The organism is Mycobacterium sp. NGS68, from assembly GCF_059812195.1.
Map to the genome: position 1 here is coordinate 75,676 of NZ_JCALCE010000022.1, position 25,532 is coordinate 101,207.

A 25,532-nucleotide genomic window follows, 5' to 3' on the forward strand; every position below is an offset into this window, starting at 1 on the left:
AAACGGGTGCCTACTTTCGAGGTGAATGGCGGGAACGTCGTCTACGAAATCCTCGGCGAATCGGGCGATCTCATCGCCCTGACGCCGGGAGGTCGGTTCAGCAAGGAAATCGAGGGCCTGCGCCCGCTGGCCGAGGCGCTGGTCGGCGGCGGCTACCGGGTGCTGCTGTGGGACCGACCCAACTGCGGCGCCTCCGACGTGCAGTTCTACGGGCAGAGCGAATCGCACATGCGCGCCGAGACGCTGCACAAGCTCGTGACCGGCCTGGGCTTCGAGCGGTGCATCCTGGCCGGGGGTTCCGGTGGGGCAAGGGATTCCATGCTGACCACGATGCTGTACCCCGAGATGGTCACCAAGCTGGTGGTGTGGAACATCGTCGGCGGCATCTACGGCACGTTCGTGCTGGGTTCCTTCTACATCGTCCCCAGCATTCTCGCGGTGCGCGGCACCGGGATGGACGGCGTGGTCAAGGTCCAGGAATGGCGCGACCGCATCGAGCAAAACCCGGCCAACAAGCAGCGGTTCCTCGACTTCGACTCCGGCGAGTTCCTCAAGGTGATGTTGCGCTGGCTCAATGCGTTCGTTTCCAAGCCGGGACAGACGATCCCCGGTGTCGAGGACGAAATGTTCGACCGCATCAAGGTTCCCACGCTGATCATTCGCGGCGGCGAGAACGACATGGATCACCCCAAGCGGACCTCGCTGGAAGTCAGCTGCCTGATCAAGGGTTCCAAGCTGATCGACCCGCCCTGGCCGGAGGATGCCTGGGAGCGCGCGTCCGAAGACCGCGCGGCGGGAAGGGTCAAGCACTTCAACATGTTTGACACCTGGGTCCAGGCCGCACCGCCGATCCTCGAGTTCCTGGGCTCCTGATGCGGTCACCCGGTGCGGATGTGAACCTCGCAGTTCAGCGTCGCCTCGAGGGCCGTGTGGATCCGGCTTTCGGGAATGCGATCGAGGTCCTCTTCGCGCAGCGTCACGTGCACGATGTCGAAGCCGTCGTCGCCGGGCCGGCGCGCGATCTCGCCGGTCAGCCCGAACGCGGACAGCACGCCGCGGGCGTCGTCGTCGGTTCCGCGGCTGACGAAGGTGACCACACCGGGCGTCGGCGTCGTACCGAAAGCTCTGGCGCACAGCTCGATTGCGGCTTGCTTGGTGGTGTCGACGTCGTCGCTCTCGATCAGCAGCTCCACGTCGCGACGACCGGGCGGCATGCCCGCGAGATTGTTTTCCACCACGTCGGCGCCGAGCTCACCGACAAGACCCAGGAGCCCAGTCATGCCCTCGCGTAACTGCTCCGCCGTGAGCACCCCGCCCGGGTCGACGTTGACCCGCACCACCGCAGTCCGCATGCGGGCCAGCCTAACCGGAACCGCGGGCCGCGAATGAATACGCAGGCCCCCTCCGCCACGGTCACCGTCGCCCCCTGGCCCGGGTGTCCGCCCCGGCTGCTCATTTCGGGCGCCGAGGACCACGCGGCGTATCGGGAGCGGGGTGGATACGCGCCGGTTTCCAGCCTGGACGAATTATTGGCCGAGGTCGACGCCAGCGGGCTGGTCGGCCGCGGCGGCGCCGCGTTTCCGCTTGCGGTCAAGTTGCGCACGGTCCGCGACCATGCGCGGTTGACCGGTGGCGCCGTCGTCGTCGCGAATGGCGAAGAGGGAGAACCGGCTTCGGTCAAGGACCGCTGGCTGCTGCGCAACCGGCCGCACCTGGTCCTCGACGGCCTGCGGTTGGCGGCCGCCGTCGTCGGCGCCGACGAGGCGTACGTGTATGTGTCCGACCCCGAGTCGGCGCGCAGCGTCGAAGCCGCGCTGGGCGAACTCGACCCGGACACCCTCGGCGTACCGGTGGCCATGTGGACGGTGCCGGCCGGATATGTGGCCGGCGAGGAGACCGCCGCCGTCCGCGCGATCAACGGGGGTCCGGTCAAGCCGACGGACAAGCCGCCGCGCCCGTACGAGGAGGGCGTCGGCGAGCGGCCCACGCTGGTCAGCAACGTCGAGACCCTGGCGAATCTGCCCTACCTGCAGCGCCACGGCTCGGCGGCCTTCCGCTCACAGGGCACGTCCTTCTCGCCGGGAACGTTTCTGGCGACCATCACCGGGGCGGGCCAACCGCCCGTCCTCTACGAGCTACCCCACGGCCTGCCGTTCGCCGACCTGGCCGCCCGGCACGGCGTTTCGCCCGACCGGGTGCGGGGCGTGCTGATGGGCGGCTATTTCGCCGGGCTGCTCGGCAGGCGGGTGCTGGAAACGACTCTGGACCACGAGACGATGCGGGGGCTGGGCAGCGGCCTGGGCTGCGGTGCGATCTCGATCATCACCGACGACTGCCCCGTGGCCGTCGCGGCGTCGGTGCTGGCCTACTTCGACCGCGAAAACGCGGGTCAGTGCGGATCGTGTTTCAACGGGACCGCGGCGATGGCCGCCGTGGGCGGCGCGCTGCGGGACGGCGCCGCCACCACCGAGGACGTCGACCGGCTGCGCCGCTGGTCGGTGGTGCTGCGCGGCCGCGGCGCCTGCGCGACCATCGACGCCGCGTGCAACGTCGCGGCCAGCCTGCTGGACCAATTTCCCGACCTGGTCGAGCGCCATCTCGCCGGCGACTGCGCGGACTGTTCCGGCGGGGCGTTTCGCGCCGAGCGTCCCTTCGAGGCGGAAGCGATGAGGCAAGCATGAAAATCCGATTGGATCGGACGGTGTGCGACGGCTTCGGCCTGTGCGCCAAGCACGCGCCCGCGTACTTCTCGCTGGACGACTGGGGATACGCGTCGCTGACGGGCGATGGTGTGGTGGCCGAGCGGGACCACGACGCCGTGATGCGGGCGCTGCTGGATTGCCCGGTGCACGCCATCACCGAGCTCGGTGAGCGTCGGCCCAGCATCCCGCACCCGGAGCTGCGCGACGAGGACGATCCCGCCGCGCACGTCAACACCGAATCCAACGAAGCCCAATGGGGATTTACGCGCTGATGACGAGTGATAACGTAATTCTCCGATTAGTATAATGCGCCTACCACCGGAGGTGACGTGTCCGCAGCACCGGGTCGTCCGCTGCCCCTGATCACCGACCAGAACGAGTTCTTCTGGACGTCGGGAGCCGACGGCACGCTGCGGATGCAGGAATGCCAGGCCTGCCGGGCGCTGATCCACCCGCCCGCACCGGTGTGCCGCTACTGCCGGTCCCGCGACATCGGCGTGAAGGCGCTGTCCGGCAAGGCCACCCTGGCCGGGTTCACCGTCAACCACCGGTTCAGCGTGCCCGGCATGCCCGCGCCCTATGTGATCGCCCAGGTGGCGATCGCCGAGGACCCCCGCGTCCGCCTGACCACCAACATCGTCGAATCCGATCCCGATCAGCTCGAGCTCGGCCAACAGGTTGAGGTCGTCTTCGAGCACCTCGAGGACGTGTGGTTGCCGCTCTTCAAGCCCGTCCCGGGCACCGGTCGGATGCCGGAGGATGAGATCGCGCCGGAGCGGTTCGGCGAATACGTCCGGCCGATGCTGACCACGGAGAAGTTCGAGGACAAGGTCGCGCTGACCGGAATCGGCATGTCGAAAATCGGTCGCCGCCTGATGGTGCCGCCGCTGTCGCTGACGATCGACGCGTGTGAGGCGGCCATCGCCGACGCCGGGTTGACGATCGACGACATCGACGGACTGTCCACCTACCCCGGCGGCGGCAACCTCGGCGGCTTCGGCGAGGGCGGGGTGACCGCGCTGGAGGCCGCGTTGGGCATCCGGCCGGTATGGCACAACGGCGGCATCGAAACGTTCGGCCCCGGCGGGTCCGTGATCGCCGCGATGCTCGCGATCGCCGGCGGCCTGGCCCGGCACGTCCTGTGCTTCCGGACGCTATGGGAAGCCACCTTCAACGAGCGGATGAAGCAGGGCAAGATCACCGGGGCGCTCGGGTCCGGGGGCCGCACCGACAGCTGGCAGTGGCCGTTCGGCGCGACATCAGCGGCACACACCCTGGCCCTCAACGCCCAGCGCCACTTCCACCGGTACGGCACCACGAAGGAGACGCTGGGCTGGATCGCGCTGAACCAGCGCGCCAACGCCGAACTCAACCCGACGGCCGTCTACCGCGACCCGATGACCATGGACGACTACCTGAGCGCGCGTCCGATCACCACGCCGTTCGGCCTCTACGACTGCGACGTGCCGTGCGACGGCGCCATCGCCGTCATCGTCTCCGCCGTCGACGCCGCCCGGGACCTGGCGAAACCGCCCGTCCTGGTGGAGGCCGTCGGAACCCAGATCATCGAGCGCATCGACTGGGACCAGAGCACCCTGACGCACGAGCCGCAGGTGCTGGGTCAGGCCGCGCACGTCTGGACACGCACCTCGCTGCGGCCGACGGACGTGGACGTGGCCGAGCTCTACGACGGGTTCACCATGAACTGCCTGTCCTGGATCGAGGCGCTGGGCTTCTGCGAGATCGGCGGTGCCCGAGAGTTTTTGGACGGCGGAAAGAACATCGCCCGCGACGGCGTGCTGCCGCTCAACACGCACGGCGGTCAACTTTCCCACGGCCGCACCCACGGCATGGGTTTGCTGCACGAGGCCATCACCCAGTTGCGCGGCGAGGCGGGCGAGCGGCAGGTCGCCGACGCCCGGGTCGGCGTCGTCAGCAGCGGCGGGCTGACCCCCAGCGGCGTGCTGCTACTTCGGGCGGACGGATGAGCAGCGCGCCCAAACCCCGGCTGGTGATCGTCGACGGCGTGCCGATGTCGGCGCTGGTCGCCGAAGCCACGGGGACGCACGACCCCAGAGCGGTCATCCTGGCCATCCACGGCGGTGGGACCACCGCCCTCTATTTCGACTGCCCCGGCAACCCGTCGCTGTCCCTGCTGCGCGCCGGCGCGGCCGCCGGCTTCACGGTGGTGGCACTTGACCGGCCCGGCTACGGCAGCTCGGCGCCCTACCCGGACGCGATGGCCGCGCCTGAGCAGCGGGTCAACCTGGCGTACGGTGCCGCGGATCGGATCCTCGGTGAAAAGCCGCGCGGTGCGGGTCTTTTCGTGTTGGGCCATTCGGGCGGCTGCGAACTCACGATGCGGATGGCCGCCGACGAGCGCGGCGCCAACCTGCTCGGCATCGAGCTCTCCGGCACCGGCCGGCGCTATGCCACCGCCGCTCGCGACATCTTGAAGACGGCGACGCGGGAACGCCGCTCGGCGGGCCTGTACGAGTTGCTGTGGTTTCCGGAGCGGCTGTATCCCCCCGAGGTTCTCAACGGGGCCACCATTTCCCCGTCGGCCCCGGCCTACGAGGACCAGATGGTGTCCGACTGGGCGCGCCAAACCTTCCCCGGGCTCGCGCCCGCGGTACGCGTCCCCGTGCAATTCAGCGTGGCTGAATACGAAAGGGTCTGGCAGACAGACGAATCAGCGGTCACCGAAGTCGCCGCGATGTTCACCGCCACGCCGCGGTTCGTCACCAACAGGCAACGCGAAGCCGGACACAACATCAGCCTCGGGCATAGCGCCATCGACTATCACCGCAAGGTCTTCGCGTTCGTCGACGCGTGCGCCGCGTCCCGCGCGGCGAGCGACCCCGATCTCGAGGCCGGCTGATGCGGGTCGGGTTCATCGGCGCGGGGCGAATGGGACGGCCGATGGTGGCGCGGCTCGTCGGGTCCGGGCACAGCGTGCGGGCCCTGGGCCGCACCGCGGCCAAGCGCCGGGACCTCGAGGAGATGGGCGCCGTCGGGGTCGGCGCGGTCGCCGAGGCGGGCGCGGACGCCGACGTCGTCGTGGTGTGCGTGTTCACCGACGATCAGCTGCGGCAGGTATGCCTGGACGCGCCGCTGCTGTCGTCCATGCCGCCGGGTGCCACGCTCGTGGTCCACACCACCGCAAGCCCGCGCACCATCGATGCCGTCGGCGAGCAGGCCGCCGCACACGGCGTCGACGTCGTCGACGCGGCCGTCAGCGGCGGCCCGCACGACGTCGCCGCGGGTCGGCTGACCCTGTTCGTCGGCGGCATTGATCGTGCGGTTGCGCGGGTCCGGCCCGCGCTGGACTGCTACGGCGATCCGGTGCTGCACGTCGGGCCCAGCGGCTCCGGCCAGAAGGTGAAGCTGATCAACAACGCGCTGTTCGCCGGTCAGCTCGGGCTGCTCGCGGCGGCCGCCCGGATCGGTGACCGCCTCGGCGTGCCCGAGCCGGCGTTGCTCGCGGCGTTGCGCCATGGCAGCGCCACCAGCCGCGCACTGGACGTGGTCGCCGCGCAGGGTTCGGTCGCGTCGTTCACCGAGGTGCGGGCCGAATTCATCGACAAGGACGTGGCCGTCGTGCGCGGTCTGGCGCAGGACCTCGGCAGCGATCTCGGGGTCCTCGACGACGTCATCGACGTCCTCGGCGTAGGTGGAAAAGTCTGAGATGAATGCCCCGCTTCCCTTTGCGGTTCGCCACGGAACCACTACCGTTAGCGTTACATTCAGGCCTTCAGCTGTAATGGCCCGCAACTCGTCAGCCAGGAGTGTGCAATGACCACATCGAAGGTGGATTTCGATCCGTTCTCCGTGGAGTTCTTCAACGGAGCCTGGGACATCTACCGGCGGATGCAGGAGGAAGCGCCGGTCTACTACAACGAGAAGTACGACTTCTACGCGCTGACCCGGCACGAGGACGTGGCCGCGGGCCTCAAGGACTTCGAAACCTACTCGTCGTCCTACGGCATCGACCTGTCGATGGTCCGCTCCGGACAGAAGCCGCCGCAGTCGATCATCTTCATGGACCCGCCGGACCACCGCCACATGCGCAGCCTGCTCAACAAGGTCTTCACGCCGCGGGCCATCCAGTCGCAGCGGGAGATGGTCGTCGCGAAGATCGACAAGTACCTCGGCAGGGCCGATCCCGATGCCTTCGACGTGGTGCAGGACCTTTCCGGCCCGTTCCCCGTCGAAGTCATCACGACGATGCTCGGGGTGCCGGAGGAGCACGCGCAGCAGGTGCGCCACTGGATCGACATATCGCTGACCCGCGAACCCGGCCAGGTCGAGGTCGGCGAAGAGGGCATGCAGGCCAACATCCAGACTGCGATGCTGTACTACGACCTGGTCAAGCAGCGTCGCGACGATCCCCGCGACGACCTGTTCACCCGACTGATCGAGGCCGAGATCGAACGTGAGGACGGGCAGATAACCCGGCTCGACGACCTCGAAGTCACCGGATTCGCAACGCTATTGGGCGGCGCGGGCGCCGAGACCGTGACCAAGCTGGTAGGCAATGCGCCGGTGGTGTTCGCCCGTTTCCCCGACGAGTGGCAGAAGCTGCTCGAGGACCGCAGCAAGATTCCGGCCGCGGTCGAAGAGCTGTTGCGCTTCGAGGCGCCGTCGCAATATCAGGTGCGCTGCTCCATGAAAGACGTGCACCTGCACGGCGTCACGATCCCGGCCGGCAAACCGGTGTTCCTGATCAACGGCGCCGCTAACCGCGACCCCTCCGTGTGGACCGAGCCGGACAGGTTCAACATCGACCGCGACCGCTCCGAGGCGCAGAACATGGGCTTCGGCTACGGGATTCACAGCTGCCTGGGAGCCGCGCTGGCCCGCATGGAGACGGCGATCGCGCTGGAAAAGCTGCTCGACTACATGCCGCGGTACGAGGTCGACTGGGCGCACTGCAAACGCGTCCAGATGCAGAATGTCGCCGGTTGGCAGAACGTACCGGTGAAGGTCCTGCGATGAAGATAGAAGTCGATTGGGGTCTGTGCGAAAGCAACGGGGTGTGCATGGGCATCATCCCGGAGGTTTTCCACCTGGACGACGACGACATGCTGCACGTCCTGCAGCCGGAGGTCACGCCGGAGACCGAGGAGCAGATCCGCGACGCCGTGCGGCAGTGTCCCCGGCAGGCCATCTCGATCGCCGAATAGCTGCGGTTACTATCGCGAGCAGACGCAAAAGTCCCTATCTCGGGCAATATTTGGGGGCTCTTGTGTCTGCTCGGCAGTGAAAGGAAGCGCCGATGAAGGCAGTCAGCTGTCTGCAAGGGAAATTGTCGGTCGTCGAACTGCCCGCTCCGCAGCCGGCGGCGGGCCAGCTGGTGCTCAACGTGCTGCGGTGCGGCATCTGCGGGTCGGACCTGCACGCCAAGGACCACGCCGACGAGTTGGCCGACGCGATGAACGCCGTGGGCTACGAAGACTCGCTCACCAACGACACACCCGTCGTATTCGGCCACGAGTTCTGCGGTGAGATCGCCGAGCGTGGCCGTGGGGTGGCCAAGCGATTCAAAACCGGCGACACGGTGGTCTCTTTCCCGCTGCTGCGCGCCCACCAGGGTGTTCATCTGACCGGCCTGTCGCCGCTGGCGCCCGGCGCGTACGCCGAGCAGGTGCTCGCGGAGGCGGCGATGAGTTTCGCCGTGCCCAACGGCCTGGATCCCACGATCGCCGCGCTGACCGAGCCGATGGCCGTCGCGCTCCACGCGGTGGCGCGCAGCGAGATCACCAGACGCGACGCGGCCGTCGTGATCGGCTGCGGGCCCGTCGGCCTCGCGGTCATCTGCCACCTCAAGGCCAAGGGCGTGGAAATGATTGTCGCCAGCGACTTCTCGCCGGGACGACGGGCGCTGGCCCGGCGGTGCGGCGCGAGCATCGTGGTCGACCCGGCCGAGGACTCACCGTACGAGACCGTCGGCGCCCGCAAGGGTGTCGTCAGGTCGGTGACCGATCTGTCCGAGCTGGGCGTCGGCGCGATGGAGAAGCTGCGCAAACTGCCCGGCTGGAACCACGTCTACCGCATCGCGGACAAGCTCGGCGCGACGGCGCCGAAGCGGCCGGTGATCTTCGAATGCGTCGGCACACCAGGCGTCATCGACTCGATTCTCGCGGCGGCGCCGTTCACTTCGAGGGTCGTCGTGGCCGGCGTATGCATGGGCACTGACCACTTCCGGCCCACGGTGGCGATCGGCAAGGAGATCGATCTGCGCTTCGTGTTCGGCTACACGCCGCTCGAGTTCCGCGACACCTTGTACCTGCTCGCCGAGGGCAAACTCGACGCCGGCGCGCTGGTCACCGGGACCGTGGGGCTCGCGGGGGTCGATGCGGCGTTCGGCGCGCTCGGCAATCCGGAAAAGCACGCCAAGATCGTCGTCGACCCGCGGAGCGCGAACGACGACGTGTGAGGGCGGCTCGCCTCAAGTCTCCTTGATGGCCTGCTCGGGACAACATTCGATGGCCTCGCGGGTGGCATCCTCGAATTCCGATGGAACATCGGAGGTTATCGCTTCGGCATAGCCGTCGTCGGTCAGACTGAACACCTCCGGACACAGCGTCAGACACATGCCGTGGCCGCGGCAGAACTGATCGTCGACCCAGACTTTCATGCCGGCGTGAACTCCAGGTGCAGCTCGGTCAGGCCGCGCAGGATGTAAGTCGGAACGTATTGGTAGCGGCGGTCATTCGCGGGGCCGTGGGCCCGCTCGTCGATCCGGATGTCCGACGTCCGGTCGAGCAGCCGCTCGATCGCCACGCGGGTCTCGGCGCGCGCCAGCGGGGCGCCCGGGCAGCTGTGGATGCCGCGGCCGAACGAGATGTGCTGTCGGGCGTTTTTGCGGGCCGGGTCAAAGGTCTTGGGGTCGTCGAACCGCCGCGGATCGCGGTTCGCGGCGGCCTGCACGACCATCACGGTGGTCCCCGCGGGCAGGTCGACGCCCCCGACATTGGCCGGCACCCGGTTCATCCGGAAGTCGCCCTTGACGGGGCTCTCGTGGCGCAGTGACTCCTCGATGAAGTTCGGGATCAGGCTGCGGTCTTTGCGCAATTGCGCCTGGATGTCGGGGCGCTCGCCGAGGGTCTGCAGGGCGGCGCCGAGCAGCCGCACGGTGGTCTCCTGGCCCGCCGAGAAGACGTTGCTGGCGACGCGGGCCACGTCTTCGACGTCGGGAATCGAGCCGTCGGGGTAGGTGGCGGTGGCCAGCCCGGTCAGCACGTCGTCGCGCGGCTCGCGGCGACGGTCCCGGACGTAGTCCGAGAACAGACCGTAGAGGAATTCCAGCGGGCTGTGCGCAAGTGCCTCCTTGCCGGTGCCGCCGATGCCGCCGCCGGAGTGCTCACGGATGCCCTTGATGAACTTGTCGCGGTCTTCCATGGGCACGCCCAGCAGGTCGGCGATGACCAGCAGGGTGAACGGGCCGGCGAAGCCCTTGATGAATTCGCCGCGCCCGGGCGCCAGGAACCCGTCGAGCGCCTGGTCGGCGAGCACCCACATGGCGTCCTCATTCTCCTTGAGGCGCTTGGGTGTGATCAGCCGCATCAGCAGCGAGCGGTGGTTCGTATGCGTGGGGGGATCCAGGGTGGGCAGCTGGTCGCTGAACGGCAGCTTGTCGCGGTGCTCCTCGATGAGCTCGGTGATGTCGGTGCGGCCCTCGAGCGGCACCGGGAAGCCGGGGAACGGGCCGGTCACCGAGACGCACGACGACCATGTCTCGGCGTCGTTCAAGACTGCGCAGGCCTCGTCCCAGCCGGTCACCATGGTCACTCCGTGGTGATCCTCGCGGGTGACGGGGCACTGCTGGCGGAGCGCCTCGTAGTAGGGGTACGGGTCCTCGACGAGCTGCTTATCGCGGAAGAAATCCAACTCGGTGAAGTCGTTCACCATCGCTTGCTCCGTTCGAATCTCGTCTAGTGAGAACGTCCCTCTCAGAGATGAGTATTACATTTCCACACGACATGGGTGCCGTCAACGACGGCGGGAGGACGCCTCGTTGGGCGGCTAGCTGGCGGGGACCAGATCCGCGGCGACCGACGGGCAGGCCAGCAGCCCGCTGCGGAAGGCCTCGATGGGGCCGATCGCGACGTCGGGCGCCGCGGTCGAGGCCGCCAGCGCCTGAGCCTTAAAAATTTGCGCCGCCCTGCTCAGGCGGTGTTCCACCAGGCCGACGCTGTCGTCGAGCTCGGCCGGCCAGGCCTCGCCCCACAGCGTGACTTCGGTGACGCCGTGGTCGAGCGCCTGCAGCACGCCCTGCCGCACCCGCAGGTCGCAGCCGAACAGGTCGGCCGCCGCGGCCAGCGCCTGGGGGCGAGGCCGGGTCGCGGCGGAAGCCAGCGCCTCCTCGAGATCGAGCGTCCGGGCTCCGAGGATGTGCAGGGGCCGGTCGTCGGGGTGGTCGGCGATCAGGACGGTGACGTCCCAGCCCGCCATCGCGCGGTCGAACAGCCAACCGCCCGCGAACCGCACCACGTCGACGACGTTGGCGGCGACGACGTCGAGCCGGTATCTCATGTCGGGCTCTGGTTCGGCGCGAAGTCCCTGGCCAGCGTCTCGGCGTACTCCTTGAACACCTCGGCCAGCGGTATCGAGGGATCGAGCAACCATGTGGTTTCCATTCCGTTGATGAAGGCGAGAATTTCCACGGCCTTGACGGCGGGGTCTATGTCGGCGCGATACCGGCCGGCCGCCTGACCGCGGCGGATGCCCGCGGCGACGATCTCGATCGCGTCGCGCTGCCTGGCCAGCAGCCTGTCGTGCAGCGGAGCTTCGGGAAGGATGTTCTCCACGAGCAGCACCGTGAAGGTGCCCACCAGTTCGGGCGCCCGGTCGAACCGGCTCGCCACCTGGGCAATCTCGGCGATCAGGTCACCTTTGCGGTCGGCGTGCGCGTCGTCGTCGAGGTCTCGCGCGTCCAGCACCGCGTGCAGCAGCTGTTCCTTGGACTCGAAATGATGCAGCAGGCCAGCGGGCGTCACCCCGGCCTCGCCGGCGATCTGGGCCAGCGTGGTGTTGCGCCAGCCGTTCCGCGTCAGCAGCCGCTGCGCGACGGCGAGGATCCGCTGCTTACGGTCCTCGCCCTTGGCGAGCAGCGTGTCGTATGGACGTGCGGCCGGCACCGGACTCCCTCATTCGAGCAAACCAACCAACTGAACACACAGTAGGTAGGTTTGCCCGATCTGACAAGAGTCGGCTAGCGGCGCGGTCAGTCGAGCAGCTCGACCAGCGTGGCGTTCGCCGTACCACCGCCTTCACACATGGTCTGCAAGCCGAAGCGAATCCCGTTGTCGCGCATGTGATGCACCAACCGGGTCATCAGCACCGCGCCGGACGCACCCAATGGGTGGCCGAGCGCAATGGCGCCGCCCAGCGGGTTCACCCGCTGCGGATCGGCGCCCGTCTCGGCGATCCACGCCAGCGGCACCGGCGCGAAGGCCTCGTTCACCTCGAAGGCACCGATCTCCGCCAGCGGGACGCCGGACTTCTTGAGCACCTTCTCGGTCGCCGGGATCGGGCCGGTGAGCATGAGCACGGGATCCGCGCCGGTGACGGCACCTGCGCGGTAGCGCACGATCGGCGTCAGACCCAGCCCGAGGGCCATCTCGGACGTCATCACCAGCAGCGCGGCGGCGCCGTCGGAAATCTGCGAGGAATTGCCGGCATGGATCACCCCGTCGTCGACGAACGCCGGCTTCAGGGCCCCCAGCTTCTCGACGCTGCTTCCCCGTCGTACGCCCTCGTCCTCGTGCACGACGCCAGCCTCGCCTTCGAGGAAGACCGGGACGATCTGGTCGGTGAACGCTCCGGCGTCCTGGGCCGCGGCGGCCCGCTCGTGGGATTGGACGGAGTATTCGTCGAGCTGGGTGCGCGAGAATCCCCACTTCTTGGCGATCATCTCCGCCGACAGGCCCTGGTTGAACGAAAAGTCGTCATAGCGGGCAAGGACTTTCGGGCCGTACGGCATGCCCGTCGCCCTGGCCGCACCCAGCGGGACCCGGCTCATGACCTCGACGCCACCGGCCACCACGACATCCTGCTGACCCGACATAACGGCCTGCACGGCGAAGTCGAGGGCCTGCTGACTGGAGCCGCAGGCCCGGTTGACCGTGGTGCCCGGGATGGTCTCGGGCCAGCCCGCCGCAAGTACCGCGTAGCGACCGATGTTGCTGGACTGGTCGCCGACCTGGGACACGCAACCCCAGATCACGTCGTCGACGATCTCCGGGCCGATGCCGGTGCGTTCCACCAGCTCGTTGAGGACCACCGCGGACAGGTCGGCGGCGTGCATGCCGGACAATCCGCCGTTGCGCTTCCCGACAGCGGTCCGCACTGCCCCGACAATGACTGTTTCGCGCATGCGTGTGCTCCCGGATTGCCTCGATGTTGATACCGTCCACCGACCAGTAAACGACGTGCCTTTGCACGCTGCGAGGGCGGCTAGGCTTCCGCGCTGCAGATCAAGTGCGGCGCAACCGGGAAAGGGTGGCGGTCAGCGCGGCGGCGCCGGCGGCGGCCGCGGCGATCGACGCCGTCCGGACATGTTGTGACATCCATAGCTGTGGCGACACTTTGTATGCACGTCTGTCGAACACGCCGTGGGCGCCGTAGTCGCCGCCGGCGGCATCGTCGCGCGCTTCCCAGAGGTTGTTCGGTTGGTTCGGGCTGACGTGCTCGTCGGTCTGTTGAGAGGCGTAGCCGGTCTTGGCCAGGTATCGGTCCAGTAAGGCGGGGGCGAATTTCTGGCCCAGTATGGTGGCCGCGGTGCTGGCACCGACCCAGTACTGCTTGCGCCGCGGGTGCTCGGCTGCGTAAACGACTGCGCGGGCGGCGATCTCGGGCTGATAGATCGGTGGCACCGGCTGCGGGTGATTGGGCAGCCGAGACAACACCCAGGAGAATTGCGGGGTATTGACCGCAGGCATCTGCACGACGGTGATGTGGATGTCGCATTGCTCGTGCATCAACTCGGTGCGCACGGATTCGGTGAAACCGTTGATCGCGTGTTTGGCGCCGCAGTAGGCCGACTGCAGCGGAATGGCCCGAGCACCCAATGCCGATCCGACCTGCACGATGGTGCCGGCGCCGCGGGCGCGCATGCGCGACAGCGCGGCCATCGTGCCGTGGACGTAGCCGAGGTAGCTGACCTCGGTGACTCGGCGATATTCGTCGGCGCTGATCTGGTGGAACGGTGCGAACACCGAAGTGAAGGCGACGTTCACCCACACGTCAATGGGCCCGAATGTCTCCTCAACCTGGTTGGCGGCGGCGTCGACCTGTGCAAAGTCGGCGACATCGGTGCCGATAGCCAGCGCCTGCCCGCCGGCGTTCTCGACATCCTTGACAGCGCCCTCGAGGCCGCCGGCGCCGCGGGCGAGGAGCGCAACCCTGTCACCTCGGGCGGCGAAAGCCCGCGCGGTAGCGCGACCGATACCAGCGCTGGCCCCGGTGATCACGACGGTCTGGGGTGAAGTCATTGAGGGTCCTTTCGGATATCGATCCTTGGAGGGGAGCGCCGAATCCAGTCCATGCCTTCCAGCGCGTCGGGGATAAGCCAGTACACGACGGCAAGATTCACCGCCGCCAGCACTCCGTGCAAGATGATGTCCTGTGTGTTGAATCCCAACGGCCCCGGCGCGTGATGGGTGGCGGCTATCGCCCCAATCACCACCAACGCCGCGAACCCCACCGCGCCAAGCGCGCTGACGGCAACGGCCGCGTGGCGCCACAGCGCACCCAGAACGGCCAGCATCCCGAACGCGAGCAATAACCCGCTGTGCCAAGGGGTCAACGCCAGCGGCGCGTCGACGCGGACCGGCTTCATGGCGGGATGGGTTGCGGCGGAAGCTAACCCGGTGATACCGAGCGCGCTCAACAAGATGCCTTCGCCGGCGAGGAACCACCGGCCGGTACGAAAGTGCTCTCGGTTGCGGCTAATTTGACGCAGTCCTGAGGTCAAACGTCCAAACGAACTCCGGGTGACTGGCGACATCGTTTCAGCCAACCCGGTGTGGTGAGGTGCCCCGCCCGCTGGAGTTCGCCCAGCCGGACGCCGCCCCGGCGCTGTCCGAGGACATGTGCGGCATCAGCGCCGCGAAGGAGTCAACCATCATGATTATCCAATTCCGTGGCGTTGGGTCCGCTCGGGCGAATCACCGGCCACCCCGGGTCGCTACTTGCTGCAGTGTCCGACTACCCAGCCTGCGCCCGAAGCCACGCGACGCTCCTGAAATCTCAGCAACCTCCCAGACGAGCGTTGCCCCTGCGACGTCCTGCAGTCCTCAATCGAGCAGGGCTGTGCTCCCGGTAGTCCCGCTGCCCTTTCGTTGGAAGTTCAACCGCCAAGGCGTATCCCAGCTTCGCTGAGACCGGCTCGGACGGCCTCACCGTGGGGTTGGCCGGCACGAATGAGAGTTATGCGACCGCTGTCTTCGTAGAGGACGTACTCCAGTGCCTCCAGATCGCCCTCGCCCGACTCACGCAACAGTCGGTAAACGTCGCTGCGGGACAGCCCCGCTGAGCGCAGCGCTGTGTTCTGCACACGGCCACGCGCAAGCAGCACCGCCGGGCGCCGGTCCAGCAGTCCCGACATCCAGCCACGTCGGTGCACGCCCACAACGAGCCGATGTACCACCAGCAAGGTGATCAGAGCGGCGGCACCACTCGCGAACGACGTCGTCGACGAGGTCGCGGTACGGCCGATGATGGCACCGATAGCCACGGTGACCACCAGATCAAACACGTTGAGCTCAGCCAACACTCGGCGTTTTGAGAACCGCAGCCCGATGACCGCCACCGCGAATAACAGCAATGCTTTCAGGGCAGTCCAGCCCAATTCTGAGTAGTGACCGATCAAGTGAGTCACGGTAGGCCTCCTTACCAGCAACCTGCCATTCGGAGCGGACACCGCTTCCGAGGTGCTATTGAGCCCGACGTCAGCGCCGGAACTCCGCGGGCCGGACGCTGTCACGGCTGCCGCGGCCCGCATTCGCGCGACGCAGCAGCGGTTGCCCGCCGGGCGCGACGCCGAGCACCATCCGCGCCAGTCGGTCGCGGCGGTGCTGGCGCGCCGGCGGAGTCGGCTCAGCCGCGACCAGATCGCGGTAACCGGCGCACGCCCAGAGGCCGGCGATCGCGGTGTCGGTCAGTCCGGCGCGGGCCCGCGACCGGTCCAGCACGGCGAGCCCCGATGCCGTCATCGCGTGCACCGCGTCAACCCACACCCCCATCGCGAGCACCTCTGCGCTCGGCCGTATGCCGGACAGCACCGCCTGGGTCAGCTGCCGCGCCCCGAGGATCCGGGCGATTATCACACTCTTGGTGTCGACCGACACGTGGTGGACGTTGCTCATCACCCGCTGCGGCGCCACCAGCAGCGCCGCGCCCCAGGCGGCCCGGACGAGTTCGATCCTGCGAAATCGCCTCACGGCCGCTGATGGACGAGTCGACGGTGACTGGCGCCAGGCTGACATCGGCTCATCTCGCGATTTCGTGAGACTGGCGCAGCAAGCACCTCGTCGGTCCGGATTCGGCGAACCACCGGGCCGTCGTCGGGGCGCGCGGCGACGTCGCTCGCAACGTTACTGCCTGCCATGGCAATTCACTCCTTGTTCAGCGGTTGATCACCGGCGGTAATCCCCTGCGCTGGCCGCTAGGCTCATCCCGTGTCCGGGCCGGGTGGTGTCGGGGGTCAGCACTCCGTCTGCGGCCAGCGGCAGGCCGTCGAACAGTTTCTGCTCCAACCGGGTGTGGTCGATGAAGTATTCAAGGTGGCGCACGTTCGGGACGCTGGCAGCGACGGGACCGTGCAGCGCGGGAGCGCAGTGCGCCGATACCTGTAGGTTGCGGGAAGCGGCGAGCGCTGCCGCGGCCAGCCACCCGGTGTATCCACCGCAGCGGGTGGCGTCGAGTTGGAGGCAGTCCACCGCGGGCGCGAGACGGCGAGCGTCGTAGAGGTCCGACACGTACTCCCCCGCGGCGATGTCGCATCGCACCGATTCTCTGACGGCGCGCAGCCCGTCCAGGTCGTCGCTGCTCACCGGCTCCTCGAACCACACCACGCCGAGATCGTCGAGCGCGGCACCAACGCGTCCCGCCTGCCCCACGGTGTAGCCCCCGTTGGCGTCGACCATGAGTTCCACGGCGGGTCCGGCGAATTCGCGCAGTTGCTGGACCCGCTGCAGATCCCGGGGGATCGCCGTGCCCCAGTCCTGGCCGATCTTGATCTTCATTGCGCCGCAGCCGACGCTCTGCCAGGTGGCGACTTGTTCGGCCAGTTGGGTGTCGGTCAGATTGGTGAAACCGCCCGAGCCGTAGATCGGAACCGCCGCACGGGCCTGGCCGAGGACCTCCGACAGTGGCTGGCCGCGCAGCCGCGCTTTGAGGTCCCACAGCGCGATGTCGACGGCGCTCAATGCCTGCATGGCCAGCCCGCGGGTGCCGAAGTTGCGGCAGTGACAGTGCATCGCGCTCCACGCGCCGGCGACGTCGAACGGATCACGTCCACAGACGACGTCGGCGAGTTCGGAGCGGATGACAGCGGCCGCGGCCGGAGAGCTGTAAGTCCAGCCCAGCCCGCTGGTTTCCCCGGACTGGGCGTGCACGACGACAGCGGTGGTGGCGTCCCAGCGCAAAGTGCCGTCAGCTTCGGGTCCGGGAGTGTCGACGGTGTACAGCTCGACGTCTGCGCGGTCGATCGTCGGCGTAGGGCGGCTCACCGGCGGGATCGCCGTTGTTCGGGCCGGCCGGCGGCGTGGTCGGCCATGAGGCCGGCGGCGCGGGCGGCCAGCGCCATGATGGTCAGGGCCGGGTTTGCCGAGCCTTGCGTCGGCAGGGTGCTGCCATCGACGACGTAGAGCCGCTCGACGCCGAACACACGATGCTCGGCATCCACGACGCCGTCTTCGGGACGGTCGGCCATCCGGGCGCCGCCGACCAGGTGGGCGTAGCGCTCGATGGTCATGACCTCCTCCGCACCGGCGGCGCGCAGAATGTCTTCCATCACTTTGGTGGCGGCGTTGATCAGTTGCTCGTCGTTCTCGCACTTGCTGTAGGCGAAATGCGCCACCGGCAGGCCATGGCGATCGGTCTCCTCGGCCAGGGTGACGCGATTGTCGGGTTGGGGCAGCAGTTCACACAGGGCGCCCAGGGTGGCCCAGTGCACGTAGTCACGCATGTATTCGCGCAGCGTCTCGCCCCAATGCCCTTGGGCGGTAACGTGTTCAGCCCAGGTAATGGGCAGGGGACTGACCGTCTGGACCGACCAACCCCGCTTGTAGGGCTTCGTGGGGTCGGTCTCGTAGAACGCCTCGGTACTCACCTCCGGCGGCGGCGACTTATACATCCGGATCTCGTCCGCGAACCGCCCTGCGGTCTGCGGCGCGCCTTGGACCATCAGGTAACGGCCCAATTGGTCGTGCTCATTACCCAGGCCGTCCTGGAAGCGGTTGGTGGCCGACAGCAGCAGCAACCGCGGGGTTTCGATGGAGTAACCGGCCACCACGACAGCAGCAGCGCGCTGCCGGTGGACAACGCCGTGGTGGTGGTACTCGACCCCGGTTGCACGTCCGGTGCGGTCATCGACGAGGACGCGCGACACATGGCAGTCGGGCCGGATCTCCGCGCCGTGGGCCAAGGCGTCGGGAATGTGGGTAATCAGCGGGCTCGCTTTGGCGTTGACCTTGCAGCCCTGCAGACAGAAGCCGCGGTAGATGCAGTGCGGCCGGTTACCGAAGCGGCCGTTCGGGATGGCGACCGGCCCGATTCTCATCTCGATGCCGAGGCGTTCGGCGCCCTGCAGGGCGATCTGCCCGTTGCCCCCTACCGGGTGGGGACTGTGTGGGTAGCGGTGCGGGTCGCCCCACGGCCAGTCCTGGCCGGCGACAGGTAGTTCGGCTTCGATCTGTTCGTAATACGGGCGAAGGGTTTCGTAATCAATGGGCCAGTCCGCTCCGACGCCGTCGACGGTCCGGGTGTAAAAGTCCGAGGGGTGAAATCGTGGCACGTAGCCCGCATAGTGCACCATCGAGCCGCCGACGCCTCGTCCGGAGTTGTTGGATCCCAACGGAACCGGGTTCGCTCCCCCGATCTGACGGGGATCAGTCCAAAACAACACATGTGCACCGCGCTCGTCGCTGACCCAGTCGGTGTCCGGGTCCCAGAAGGGCCCCGCGTCCAAAATGACCGTCCTGAAGCCCCGGCGAGCCAACCGTTGGGCCAATGTGCTCCCGCCGGCGCCCGCCCCCACGATCACGGCGTCGACCTCATCGTCCTCGCGGTAGCGACGCATGTCGGCACGCAGCCGGTGATTCACTCGCGAACCGTCATTAGGAATCAGCCAGGCCGACTCGTTGCGGGCCCGGATCGCGCGGTAGTCGCTCACGTCGGCGGGCGTTCGGGGAGGTCGTCGTCGGCTCTACGGGCCCGCTCGACGCGCTTCGCGAACGGGACCGGATCGACGTCGTGTCGATCTGCGACTTCCCATTTCTCTCGGGCGTTGATACCCGGGTTGAGGTAGCCGCGAGGATAGGCCGGGCCAGGGAAACCGATCTCGTTCCACGCCCAGGGATGGGAGTAGAACGCCGCACAGGCGTACCGGGTCCACAGGCTCCAGACGTGTTTCGCATTCAGTCCATGCCAAGCGCCGCCACCCTCGGCGAGATCCTGCACGTCCTGCAGCAGTCGGGCCTGCGCGGAGCGACCGAGGGCAGAGTAGGCGACACCGTGCCGGGTGTGCGCATCCACGTCGAGGTGGGCCAGGGTGTCGCGCCACGCCTGACTGTCTTCGGGCAGGTCGTCGTAGTGCCAACCGTCGGTCTCGCCGGTCGCCAGCCGCGCGTCGATCAAGGCCAGGATCGGCACCCGCGGCTCGCCGTCTTGGCCCAGCAACAGGTCGAGCAGCGGTTCGGCTATGCCCACCTCCGACGGGGTGAAAAATGACAACATGTTCGGCAACGCCAACCGCGCCAGCACCACCCCGGCTGTCACGTCATCCCACATTTCGACCTGATCCAAGACGTCGAAGTGTGGGTACCGGCCCTGTCCCTGCGGGGTGATTGCCCGCTGAGCCCGGGAGCGGTAGGGCATCAGGCGTCGCGCCCATCGCCCGGCAGCGGGAGGTCTTCGCGGCGCAGCAACGCTGCCAACAAGCCCATGCCGCCCACCAAGGAAGCCAGCAGAGGCGCGAACGCCGGCGGCCCGGACTCCATGTTGTATTTCGTGAACCCGCCGGGACGCTGTTTGATGCCGCGAACATGCAGATAAAAGCCTTGGAGACCATTGACGACGATCGCCATCGACGCGGCGGGCAGCACCGTCTTGGCGGCGCGCCGGGAGAAGATCGCGGCGGCGCCGGCCGGGATCGCCGTGGGCACCACGACGAGGGGCCAATACATCATCTTGTTGCCGAAGCTGGCGGCGTCGTGGGAGAAGTAGATCTCACCGGCGGTGATCGCCGCACCCGCAGCCGTCAGGGCCGACAAAGTGCGCTCGAAGCGGCCCGTGCGCACATCGCGCAACGCGACTGCGAGGTAGCTCATGATCAGTCCTTCTCGCCCGGCAGGTACTGCTGCATTTTCTGTTTGATGCCCTGCTTGATGAACCCGGCGGCGTCCTCGTCGCCCCCGAGCACGGCATGCACCAGCGATTTGGCCTGCTCGAACGTCGCGTGCGGGGGAAGGGGCGGCACGTCTGGGTCGCAGCGCACATCGAGCACGGTTGGCCGGTCGGCGGCCAGCGCGCGGTCCCACGCGCCACCCAGGACAGCCGGGTCGTCGATGTTTTCGCCGTGCAAGCCCAGGCTGCGCGCGAACGCTGCGAAATTCACATCGGGCAGCGCTTGCGACGCCACGAATTGCGGAGAGTTCTCCATCGCCCGCATCTCCCAGGTCACCTGGTTGAGGTCGTTGTTGTGCAGTACGGCGATGATCAACCGCGGGTCGGCCCACTGCCGCCAGTACTTCTCGACGGTGATCAGCTCAGCCATGCCGTTCATCTGCATCGCGCCGTCCCCGACGAACGCGATGGCCGGCCGGTCGGGGTGGGCCCACTTGGCGCCGATCACGTACGGCACGCCGGATCCCATCGTGGCCAGCGTGCCCGACAACGAGCCCCGCACGCCCGGCGTGAATTTCAGGTGTCGGGCATACCAGTTTGCCGACGATCCCGAGTCCGCGGCGATAATCGCGTTCGACGGCAGCCGCTGCGATAGCTCCCAGAAGATCCGCATCGGGTTGACCGGATCGGCATCCGTCATCGCCTGACGCTGGACGACGTTCCACCACCTGGCGACCCGCTTTTCGACAGTTTCGCGCCACGATCGATCGGACTTGCGCTGCAACAGCGGAATCAGCGCCTGCAGCGTCGCCTTCGCGTCCCCGACCACGTTCAGTTCGTAGGGGTAGCGCATGCCGATCCATTTGCCCGACCGGTCGATTTGCACTGCCCGGGCCTGGCCGAGCTTCGGCATGAACTGGGTGTACGGAAAGTTCGAACCGACCGTGAGCAGGGTGTCGCAGTCCATCATCAGATGCCAGCTCGCGATGGTGCCAAGCAGCCCGATCGAGCCGGTCACCCACGGCAGATCATCGGGCAGGACATCTTTGCCCAACAATGCCTTGGCTACGCCCGCGCCGAGCAGGTCGGCGACCTCGGTGAGCTCCTCGACGCAATCGCGGGCGCCCTGGCCGACCAGCATCGCGACCTTCTCACCGGCGTTGAGCAGGTCAGCAGCCCGCTGCACCGCCTCGTCGTCCGCGGCGACCCGCGCCGGCGCCAGGCCCAGGCTGGAGGGCACTTGCTTGAATGCGTGCTCGGGCGGTGCGTACTTCAGCTCGAAGACGTCGGACGGAACGATGATGCACGTCGGAGCGCGCTCGCTCACCGCGACGCGGATCGCCCGATCAATCAGGTTGGGTAGCTGCTGCGGAACGGTGCACATCTGGACGTAGTCGCTGCACACGTCTTTGAACAGGCTGATCAGGTCGATTTCCTGCTGATATGAGCCACCCATCGCGGAGCGTTCGGTCTGCCCGACGATAGCCACCACCGGCACATGGTCCAGTTTCGCGTCGTACAGGCCGTTGAGCAGATGGACCGCCCCCGGCCCGCTGGTCGCCACGCATACGCCGAATGTGCCGGAGAACTTGGCAAATCCGACCGCTTCGAACGCGGCCATCTCCTCATGGCGCGCCTGGACAAACTGGGGTTGGTCGTCGGCACGTTGCCAGGCGGCCAGCAGGCCATTGATGCCGTCGCCGGGAAACCCGAACACTTGGCGAACATCCCACTCGCGGAGCCGCGACAGTAGAACATCGGCGACAGTATCGGACACGGTGTATCACTCCCCTAGGGTTCTGCGTCGCGATACCCGGCGTAACCGGTTGCCTGCCGTCGCGCGACCTCGCCAATGGCCCGCGTACCCCTTCCCTGGCGGCAAAAACTGGGTCGCGCCGAACTCCCAGCGACACCCCAGGTAAGTGGACGAATCGACAAGGTCCGCAGCGGCGCCCGCTGATTGAGATCGCTGTTGCCGGCGAGCCGGCACTTCAGCGTGCTGGGGGCACTTGCGATGCTCCTGGGCCGTCGGGCGGCGCCGCGGAGCGGAGTGCACCCGCAGCGCGAATGTAGGCGAGGTGACTCAGCGCCTGCGGCATGTTGCCGACGAGTTCGCCGGTGGCCGCGACTGCCATCTCCGGCATCAGCCCCAACGGGTTGGCGACTACCTTGAGTTCCTTGTGGAGTGCGACGGCCTCCTCGTGTCGGCCGAGACATGTCAGGGCGTGCACCCGCCAGAACGCACACGCGGTGAACGTCTCCTCCTCGCGGTGCACGCCGCTGTAGCGGTAAACGAGTGGACCGACGCCGAGTTCGGCGCCGATTGCATCGACGGTCGACGACATGCGCTGCCCACGGTCGAAGCCGAACTCGGCGCCCAGCAGCACTGAAGCATCCAGATCGTCGGTGCCGGCGTAGAAGGTGTACGCCTTTTTATGCTGTGACCAGCAATGCTCCGCGACCCAGGCCCTGATCACCTCCGCTTCGCCGCGCCAACGCTTACCGCCCCCCATCAACTGGCCGGCTTCGGCCATGCGGGCGGCGGCGTCCAGCGCGCGCCAACAGTTCATCTTCGACAGGGTGTACGGCCTCTCGGTGGCCAGCTCCCAGATTCCCGCGTCGTCGCGACGCCAGGTGTCCGCACAGCGGTCGGCCAGGTCTGAGAGCTCCCGCGCCGAACCGACATCGAGCAGATGACCGCAGAACACCCAATCCGCGACGGTGCCGAAGAGGTCGCCGTATACGCCGAGCTGGGTCTGGGCAGCCGCGTCGTTGCCGATCAACACCGGCCGGCTGTCGCGGTACCCGGGAACATCGGGCTTGAGCACGCTGCCGGGAATCGTTCCCGCCAACGTGTACATGACGTGGATCTGCGGCCCGTTTTCGTGGATGGCGTGCAGCAACCACGCGACCGCGGCGTGGACCTCTTCCTGCAGACCCAACACCGCCAGCGCGTCGATCGTCAACGCGGCGTCCCGTACCCAGGAGAACCGGTAGTCCCAGTTCTTCGAGCCGCCGACCCGCTCGGGCAGGGAGGTGGTCGCGGCGGCCGCCACCGCGCCCGTGCGCGCGGTCACCAGGGTCTTGAGCGCCAGGGCGCTGCGCACGATCCCCTCCCGGTCGGCCCCCTCCCACTTGACCTGCCCCGACCAGTGCCGCCAACTGTCCGCGGTCAGATCGATGCGGTTGTCGACGGAATCCACGTTGCACAAGAAGAGCGGGTTTCTGTCCGAGGCGACGACCGCGACCACGCGACGTTCCCCGGCCGCCACGGTGAAGGTCGCCTCGACTGCATCGAAACGCACCCTCGGCTCGATCTGCGGGCTGCAACGCACCCCCATGATGAGGGTCCCGGCGTGCACGATGGGGCCGCGGTCGTCGTCCTCGGTCCAAGGCTGCCACCGGCGGAGCCCATCGCCGGGGATCACCGCCAGATGAAGCTCCACCGAACCACTGACGCCCTCGACCCGCCGCGCCAACTCGCTCCACGGCAACGCGCCCGCGTTCCCCGAGTTGAGGGAGTCTGTGACGCGCACTTGTCCCGTCGCCGTCGTGAACGTCGTTTCCATCAGGTTCGTGTCGGGCAGGTAGCGATGTGTCGCGCTGGCCTGGGATTCCGTCGGACGCAGCTCGATGCGCCCGCCGCGCTGCGGGTCCAGCAGCGCCGCGAACGCAGGCGGTGAATCCAACGCGGGCATCGCCCACCAATCGATCGACCCGTCGAGCGCCACCAGCGCCGTGCCCCGCCCGTCACCCAACACGCCGTAATCACCGATATTTGCGAAGCCGTCGAGGTCGCGGACATCGCACAACTGCCGGCCGTGGTCCACCTTCGCCTCCTGCGCTACCTTTGCCTAGACACGTACCCAGTCCGGCGCAGGCCTGTATCTGGTCTCCACGTCGACGGCGAACACGGTAGTGGCGCGTTGCGCAGGCGGGTGCGGAGCGCAGGCGCCTTCGCGGTGCTAGGTGCCTCTCGATATCTATCGGCGCCAACGGGAATGGTCGGATGCGGTTCCGGATGCACGGTTTCCGCTACCGGCGCGGCCACAATGCCGTCGTCAATAGCTCCTGGGCAGTTTCAGGACATGCGAACCCAGGAAGTTCAGGATCATCTCTTGGCTGATCGGGGCGATCTTCATCAGCCGCGCCTCACGGAAGTACCGCGCGACGTGGTACTCCTCCGAATAACCCATCCCGCCGTGGGTCTGCAGCGCCCGGTCCGCCGCGGTGAAGCCGGCGTCGGCGCACAGGTATTTCGCGGTATTCGCTTCGCGCCCACAGGGTTTGCCGTTGTCGTAGAGCCACGTCGCCTTGCGCAGCATCAGCTCGGCGGCGTCGAGGCGGGCCAGTGAGTCGGCGAGCGGAAACTGGATGCCCTGGTTCATGCCGATCGGCCGGTCGAATACGTGCCGTTCGTTGGCGTAGCGCACCGCCTTGTCCAGCGCCACCCGCCCGATGCCCAGCGCCTCGGCCGCGATCAGCATGCGCTCCGGGTTCAGCCCGTCCAGGATGTACTGAAACCCCTTGCCCTCCTCGCCGACGCGGTCTTCGACGGGCACCTCCAGGTTGTCGATGAACAACTCGTTGGAGCTGACGGCGTTGCGGCCCATCTTGCGGATCGGGCGAACGTCGACGCGGCTGCGGTCGAGATCGGTGAGGAACAGCGTCATCCCGTCGGTCTTTTTGGTGACCTCGTCATAGGACTGGGTGCGCGTCAGCAGCAGGATCTTGTCGGATTCCATCGCCTTGGAGATCCAGACCTTGCGGCCATTGACGATGTAGCGGTCCCCGTCGCGTTTGGCGAACGTCGTGATGCGCGAAGTGTCAAGCCCGGCACCGGGTTCCGTCACGCCGAAGCAGACGTGCACCTCGCCGGTGGCGACTGGCGGCAGGGTACGACGCTTGAGTTCCTCCGAGCCGTGCACCACCACCGGCTGCATGCCGAAGATCGACAGGTGGATCGAGCTGGCGGCGTTCATGGCGCCGCCGGACCGGGCGACCTCCTCGAGCAGAATCGTCGCCTCGGTGATGCCGAGGCCGTGCCCGCCGTATTCGGTCGGAATCGTCATGCCCAGCCAGCCGCCGTCGGCGATAGCCCGGTAGAACTCCGTCGGGAACTCGTGAGTCTGGTCTTTGTCCATCCAGTAGTGGTCGTCGAACTTCGACGCCAACTCCGCGACGGACCGCCGGATCAGCTCCTGGTCCTCGGTCAGCTCGAATTCCATCGGGCACCTTCCCTTTCGCGAACCCTCG

26 protein-coding genes are annotated in these 25,532 nt (G+C 67.5%); 9 read left to right on the forward strand and 17 right to left on the reverse strand.

The window, feature by feature from the left end:
- The first annotated feature begins 6 nt into the window (after window positions 1–6).
- Window positions 7–873, forward strand: coding sequence for an alpha/beta fold hydrolase (locus AC5Y5V_RS22040; protein WP_499939893.1), 867 nt, complete (start codon window positions 7–9; stop codon window positions 871–873).
- 5 nt (window positions 874–878) lie between these two features.
- Here the strand turns inward: AC5Y5V_RS22040 and AC5Y5V_RS22045 are convergent, their stop codons facing one another.
- A complete protein-coding gene (locus AC5Y5V_RS22045; protein WP_499939896.1) occupies window positions 879–1,352 on the reverse strand; it encodes a hypothetical protein in 474 nt (157 codons plus the stop codon).
- 33 nt (window positions 1,353–1,385) lie between these two features.
- Between AC5Y5V_RS22045 and AC5Y5V_RS22050 the strand changes: the two genes are divergently transcribed.
- The 8 genes from AC5Y5V_RS22050 (at window position 1,386) to AC5Y5V_RS22085 (ending at window position 9,141) form a co-directional block, all read left to right on the forward strand.
- Window positions 1,386–2,681: an NADH-ubiquinone oxidoreductase-F iron-sulfur binding region domain-containing protein gene (locus AC5Y5V_RS22050; RefSeq protein WP_499939898.1), complete on the forward strand. Its 1,296-nt coding sequence runs from the start codon at window positions 1,386–1,388 to the stop codon at window positions 2,679–2,681.
- The gene (locus tag AC5Y5V_RS22055; protein WP_499939901.1) at window positions 2,678–2,974 is read left to right on the forward strand and encodes a ferredoxin; all 297 of its coding nucleotides are present in this window, start codon (window positions 2,678–2,680) and stop codon (window positions 2,972–2,974) included. The genes AC5Y5V_RS22050 and AC5Y5V_RS22055 overlap by 4 nt, the downstream gene beginning before the upstream one ends.
- Window positions 2,975–3,031: 57 nt before the next feature.
- Window positions 3,032–4,690, forward strand: coding sequence for a thiolase C-terminal domain-containing protein (locus AC5Y5V_RS22060; protein WP_499939904.1), 1,659 nt, complete (start codon window positions 3,032–3,034; stop codon window positions 4,688–4,690).
- Complete coding sequence (locus tag AC5Y5V_RS22065; protein WP_499939909.1) at window positions 4,687–5,583, forward strand: alpha/beta hydrolase; 897 nt, start codon at window positions 4,687–4,689, stop codon at window positions 5,581–5,583. Before AC5Y5V_RS22060 ends, AC5Y5V_RS22065 begins: the two co-directional genes overlap by 4 nt.
- Complete coding sequence (locus AC5Y5V_RS22070; RefSeq protein WP_499939912.1) at window positions 5,583–6,389, forward strand: NAD(P)-dependent oxidoreductase; 807 nt, start codon at window positions 5,583–5,585, stop codon at window positions 6,387–6,389. Before AC5Y5V_RS22065 ends, AC5Y5V_RS22070 begins: the two co-directional genes overlap by 1 nt.
- A gap of 108 nt (window positions 6,390–6,497) precedes the next feature.
- Entirely contained in the window at window positions 6,498–7,700 is a 1,203-nt protein-coding gene (locus AC5Y5V_RS22075; RefSeq protein WP_499939915.1) for a cytochrome P450, read from the forward strand.
- Entirely contained in the window at window positions 7,697–7,888 is a 192-nt protein-coding gene (locus AC5Y5V_RS22080) for a ferredoxin (protein WP_499939918.1), read from the forward strand. The genes AC5Y5V_RS22075 and AC5Y5V_RS22080 overlap by 4 nt, the downstream gene beginning before the upstream one ends.
- A 92-nt stretch (window positions 7,889–7,980) precedes the next feature.
- A complete protein-coding gene (locus AC5Y5V_RS22085) occupies window positions 7,981–9,141 on the forward strand; it encodes a zinc-binding dehydrogenase (RefSeq protein WP_499939920.1) in 1,161 nt (386 codons plus the stop codon).
- Window positions 9,142–9,153: 12 nt separating this feature from the next.
- Here AC5Y5V_RS22085 and AC5Y5V_RS22090 read toward each other — a convergent pair whose 3' ends face one another.
- The 16 genes from AC5Y5V_RS22090 to AC5Y5V_RS22165 form a co-directional block, all read right to left on the reverse strand.
- The gene (locus AC5Y5V_RS22090) at window positions 9,154–9,342 is read right to left on the reverse strand and encodes a ferredoxin (protein ID WP_499939924.1); all 189 of its coding nucleotides are present in this window, start codon (window positions 9,340–9,342) and stop codon (window positions 9,154–9,156) included.
- Entirely contained in the window at window positions 9,339–10,616 is a 1,278-nt protein-coding gene (locus AC5Y5V_RS22095) for a cytochrome P450 (RefSeq protein WP_499939926.1), read from the reverse strand. The genes AC5Y5V_RS22090 and AC5Y5V_RS22095 overlap by 4 nt, the downstream gene beginning before the upstream one ends.
- Window positions 10,617–10,730: 114 nt before the next feature.
- A complete protein-coding gene (locus AC5Y5V_RS22100; RefSeq protein WP_499939928.1) occupies window positions 10,731–11,240 on the reverse strand; it encodes a hypothetical protein in 510 nt (169 codons plus the stop codon).
- Window positions 11,237–11,845, reverse strand: coding sequence for a TetR/AcrR family transcriptional regulator (locus AC5Y5V_RS22105; RefSeq protein ID WP_499939930.1), 609 nt, complete (start codon window positions 11,843–11,845; stop codon window positions 11,237–11,239). The genes AC5Y5V_RS22100 and AC5Y5V_RS22105 overlap by 4 nt, the downstream gene beginning before the upstream one ends.
- A gap of 86 nt (window positions 11,846–11,931) precedes the next feature.
- Complete coding sequence (locus AC5Y5V_RS22110) at window positions 11,932–13,083, reverse strand: thiolase family protein (protein WP_499939932.1); 1,152 nt, start codon at window positions 13,081–13,083, stop codon at window positions 11,932–11,934.
- 100 nt (window positions 13,084–13,183) lie between these two features.
- Entirely contained in the window at window positions 13,184–14,200 is a 1,017-nt protein-coding gene (locus AC5Y5V_RS22115) for an SDR family oxidoreductase (protein ID WP_499939934.1), read from the reverse strand.
- Complete coding sequence (locus tag AC5Y5V_RS22120; protein ID WP_499939938.1) at window positions 14,197–14,682, reverse strand: DUF4383 domain-containing protein; 486 nt, start codon at window positions 14,680–14,682, stop codon at window positions 14,197–14,199. Before AC5Y5V_RS22120 ends, AC5Y5V_RS22115 begins: the two co-directional genes overlap by 4 nt.
- A gap of 375 nt (window positions 14,683–15,057) precedes the next feature.
- Window positions 15,058–15,588, reverse strand: a complete 531-nt coding sequence (locus AC5Y5V_RS22125) for a DUF421 domain-containing protein (RefSeq protein ID WP_499939941.1) — start codon at window positions 15,586–15,588, stop codon at window positions 15,058–15,060.
- 70 nt (window positions 15,589–15,658) lie between these two features.
- A complete protein-coding gene (locus tag AC5Y5V_RS22130; RefSeq protein ID WP_499939946.1) occupies window positions 15,659–16,150 on the reverse strand; it encodes a hypothetical protein in 492 nt (163 codons plus the stop codon).
- 195 nt (window positions 16,151–16,345) lie between these two features.
- The gene (locus AC5Y5V_RS22135; protein ID WP_499939950.1) at window positions 16,346–17,440 is read right to left on the reverse strand and encodes an enolase C-terminal domain-like protein; all 1,095 of its coding nucleotides are present in this window, start codon (window positions 17,438–17,440) and stop codon (window positions 16,346–16,348) included.
- Window positions 17,437–19,011 (reverse strand): GMC family oxidoreductase, encoded by a 1,575-nt coding sequence (locus AC5Y5V_RS22140; RefSeq protein ID WP_499939980.1) that lies wholly within the window; start codon window positions 19,009–19,011, stop codon window positions 17,437–17,439. Before AC5Y5V_RS22140 ends, AC5Y5V_RS22135 begins: the two co-directional genes overlap by 4 nt.
- Before the next feature lie 89 nt (window positions 19,012–19,100).
- The gene (locus AC5Y5V_RS22145; protein WP_499939953.1) at window positions 19,101–19,808 is read right to left on the reverse strand and encodes a gluconate 2-dehydrogenase subunit 3 family protein; all 708 of its coding nucleotides are present in this window, start codon (window positions 19,806–19,808) and stop codon (window positions 19,101–19,103) included.
- Entirely contained in the window at window positions 19,808–20,260 is a 453-nt protein-coding gene (locus AC5Y5V_RS22150) for a hypothetical protein (protein ID WP_499939956.1), read from the reverse strand. The genes AC5Y5V_RS22145 and AC5Y5V_RS22150 overlap by 1 nt, the downstream gene beginning before the upstream one ends.
- Window positions 20,261–20,262: 2 nt before the next feature.
- On the reverse strand, window positions 20,263–22,053 hold the full coding sequence (locus AC5Y5V_RS22155; RefSeq protein WP_499939959.1) for a thiamine pyrophosphate-requiring protein: 1,791 nt from the start codon (window positions 22,051–22,053) through the stop codon (window positions 20,263–20,265).
- 214 nt (window positions 22,054–22,267) lie between these two features.
- Window positions 22,268–24,106, reverse strand: a complete 1,839-nt coding sequence (locus AC5Y5V_RS22160) for a glycoside hydrolase family 15 protein (RefSeq protein ID WP_499939961.1) — start codon at window positions 24,104–24,106, stop codon at window positions 22,268–22,270.
- A gap of 231 nt (window positions 24,107–24,337) precedes the next feature.
- Complete coding sequence (locus AC5Y5V_RS22165) at window positions 24,338–25,504, reverse strand: acyl-CoA dehydrogenase family protein (protein WP_499939982.1); 1,167 nt, start codon at window positions 25,502–25,504, stop codon at window positions 24,338–24,340.
- Between the last annotated feature and the right edge of the window lie 28 nt (window positions 25,505–25,532).